Origin of the sequence: Sodalis sp. (in: enterobacteria) (assembly GCF_047607725.1) — a bacterium.
Lineage (GTDB): Bacteria > Pseudomonadota > Gammaproteobacteria > Enterobacterales > Enterobacteriaceae > JBLKSS01.
Genome location: NZ_JBLKSS010000258.1, coordinates 1 through 3,109 on the forward strand (window position 1 = coordinate 1; position 3,109 = coordinate 3,109).

Annotated in this window: 3 protein-coding genes; all 3 read left to right on the plus strand. The window is 52.5% G+C overall.

The genetic code is table 11. The features are described 5' to 3' along the window. Positions 1–205 precede the first annotated feature (205 nt). The 3 genes from ACMX3H_RS17900 (at position 206) to ACMX3H_RS17910 (ending at position 3,020) form a co-directional block, all read left to right on the plus strand. Positions 206–757: a substrate-binding domain-containing protein gene (locus ACMX3H_RS17900; RefSeq protein ID WP_415211763.1), complete on the plus strand. Its 552-nt coding sequence runs from the start codon at positions 206–208 to the stop codon at positions 755–757. 21 nt (positions 758–778) lie between these two features. Further along, on the plus strand, positions 779–2,323 hold the full coding sequence (locus ACMX3H_RS17905; protein ID WP_415211764.1) for a sugar ABC transporter ATP-binding protein: 1,545 nt from the start codon (positions 779–781) through the stop codon (positions 2,321–2,323). Positions 2,324–2,639: 316 nt separating this feature from the next. Continuing rightward, positions 2,640–3,020 carry a hypothetical protein gene (locus tag ACMX3H_RS17910; protein ID WP_415211765.1) on the plus strand — a complete coding sequence of 127 codons (381 nt, stop codon included), beginning with the start codon at positions 2,640–2,642 and terminating at the stop codon, positions 3,018–3,020. The last annotated feature ends 89 nt before the right edge of the window (positions 3,021–3,109 follow it).

Below are 3,109 nucleotides of genomic sequence, written 5' to 3' on the forward strand. Positions count from 1 at the left end.
TTAAATTTTAATGGACACTATCACAAACTTCAGAACCACTAATTTCATATCACTCAAACCGGGATGGAAATAAAAATTATTAAAATCAATACAATGTGAAAATGCAATGAGCATAAGCGTGTAACGTAGGTTTACTGTCTCGTACAACAAACCCACCAATAATTCAAGACGTCCTCCACGGGGTGCTTACGTCAAGCCCAAGAACGTGGCGATGATCCCTGGCCCCACGGGCGCTGAATGGGTGCATTTTCGTTACGTCGGTTTCAAGGAAGAAGCCAAGAAATGCCCCACCCCGGTCTCGGTTGTTGAAACGGGATTCGGCGGCGGCATTGATTTGCAGGAAGGGCTCACTAAAGCGTCCGATCTTATGCTACGTAATCCTGAGGTGAACTTTATCTATACCCCGCAAATCACCTTGGGCATGGGGGTGGTACAGGCTATCCGCCAACAACATCGCCAGGCTTCGGTCGTGAGCTCGGCCATGGTGAAAAGGGTCGTGCCGATGATCGAAGAAGGGAAAATGCTGGCCGTTGTATCCGAACCCGGCATCATTATGGGCCGTCTGATTGTGCAGTACGCCATTCGTTCCATGGAAGGAAAACCCCTTCCCAACTTGGCTGCCGCAGGCACCGATGGGCTGAATTATGCCCATTTAAACGTGCCTAATAAGGTTCTGGATAAGGGCAATGTGGTAACCCACCCCTTTGAAACCTATGAAATCGCTCCTGCCGACTGGAAAGTCCCCGCCATGCAGTAAGTCAGGTACGAGGAGATAGCGATGCAAACAGAACAGGTCATGGAAAAGCCGGTTGATGTTCAGCGCTCGCCGCTGCTGCGGATCGATGGCTTATCAAAGCGGTTTGGCGCGACGCAGGCACTGAACAATGTTTCGATCCAGTTCCAGGCGGGCGAGATCCATTGCGTGCTCGGCGAGAACGGCGCGGGTAAGTCGACCATTGGAAAAATTGTTATCGGGTTATATAAGGCTGATGAAGGCATCATCTGGTATGACGATCTGCAGGTCTCCTTTGGCAGTTCCCGTGAAGCCCGCCACGCTGGGGTGGTGATGGTGTATCAGGAACTTTCTCTTGCGCCGAGCCTGTCCGTGCGCGCCAACCTGTGGCTGGGTGCGGAGAAGGGCAAAACGGTGCTGTCTCTCACGCGTAAATCGCAAGAGGTCACGCGCGTGCGGGAAGTTTTGCACCAGCTCGGCCTCGCTGATATTGACATGGAGCAGGCGGTAGCAAGCTTTCCGATTGCCGTGCAGCAGCTCATCGAGATTGGCAAATCGCTCATGTCCCAGCCGAGGGTGATCATTTTCGATGAACCCACTGCCATGCTCAGCACGGTTGAAAAAGATCGGTTCTTCAACGTATTAAGAAGACTGCGCTCCACGGGGATGGCCTCGGTCCTGGTCACCCACCATATTGAAGATGTCCTTGCCGTCAGCGACAGAGTGACCATCATGCGCAATGGCAGTGTGGTTGATGCCTTTGCGGTCAATAACGACGTCGACGCTGACTTCATTGTCGCACGGCTGACGGGGAAACCGCCCGGGAGCCACAGCATTAACGATAAGGGAAAGCAAAAGTTCGCGCCATTGCTCGACTTCGAGCGCCTGCCGATGAGCAGCGGTGGCTACCGCGTCTTCACCGTTGGGCGCGGCGAAGTGGTAGGCATTTACGGGGCCGTCGAGTGTGGTGGTGAAGATCTGCTACGCAATCTGGTGGGTTTCCTGCCCACCCCCAGCGGGGCCTCCACCCGATTCCGTTTAGATGGCCATGAATTGCGGCCGAAGAACGTCACCGAGGCGCTGAAAAAAGGCGTAGCGTGGCTACCGGCGGGAAGAGCGAGTCATTGTGTTTATCCGACCTTGACTATCGCTGAAAACCTGATGATCACACAGTTAAAAAGCGTCACCCGCATCGGATTTATCAGTACCCGGCGAACAGATGCGATGGCGGATAAATTACTGCAGGCGTGCGGCGTAAAATATGGCGATAAACATGATCTTCTGACGGGCCTGAGCGGCGGTAATCAACAAAAAGTCGTGCTCACCCGCGCCATGGCCAGCGCCCGAAAAATACTGGTTCTGGAGGAGCCCACCGCCGAGGTCGATATTTATGCAAAACATGAAATACACCAGAGAATACGCGCTCTGGCTTCCTCCGGTGTAGCGGTTATTATGCTATCCAGCGACCTGGGGGAAACGATGAGCCTGTGCGATACGGTCTGGACAATGTTTCATAGACAGATGGTGTCCACTTACCGCAATTCTGATGAGAACGATAAAGCCTCCATTATCGCAGACGTCGTGGGCTAAGCCGGCCCGGTCCCTGCAGAACATTTTAACGCAGGCAATATTGAAGTAGGAGTTTGTATCATGAGTACAAGCAGAGAGATGGGGATATTTTCCTCGGGAAAAGGCGCAAAAAATAGAAAGCATTCACTGTCAGACTGGATGCTTCCTCTGCTGATTGTATTAACCGCAATCGGCACCGGCATCGTTCAGCCGAGATTCCTGTCGGTCAGTAACGGTATCAACCTCGCCTGCCAGTTGGCCCCTCTCCTTAATTATATCGCTGGGGCAGGCTGTTGCCGTAATAGGAGGAGGCCTGGATTTATCCCTCTCATCCTCCATGTCCCTGGCGGGCGTTGCGGGTGTGATGGTGATGAATCAATTTGGTATTCCTGCGGGTCTGATTGCAATGTTTAATACCTCCCCTCTGGTGATTACTTTAGGGATGCTCTCTGTCGCCCAGGCAGTGGCACTCATTCTTTCAGGCGGTGTGCCTATTTATGATGTGCCGGCCCCCTATATTGACACGGTGGGCTACGGCACATGGCTCGGTTTACCCGTGATGGTATGGATTGCCGTCGCATTGACTCTCTTTATCGGAGTTTTGCTCAAATACACGCTATTCGGCCGTTATGTCTATGCGATGTGCTCGAATGTGTCTGCTGCGTCAAAGGTAAGCGTACGCCCAGCGCCGTCTGTTAATTCCCCATCAAGTTATTGAAGATGATGTCCATTATTTTTTTAATGGGCGCAATTCATGAAACAAACCCCACCAAAACCCTCAAGACGTCGTCCCAATTTCCCGCTGGA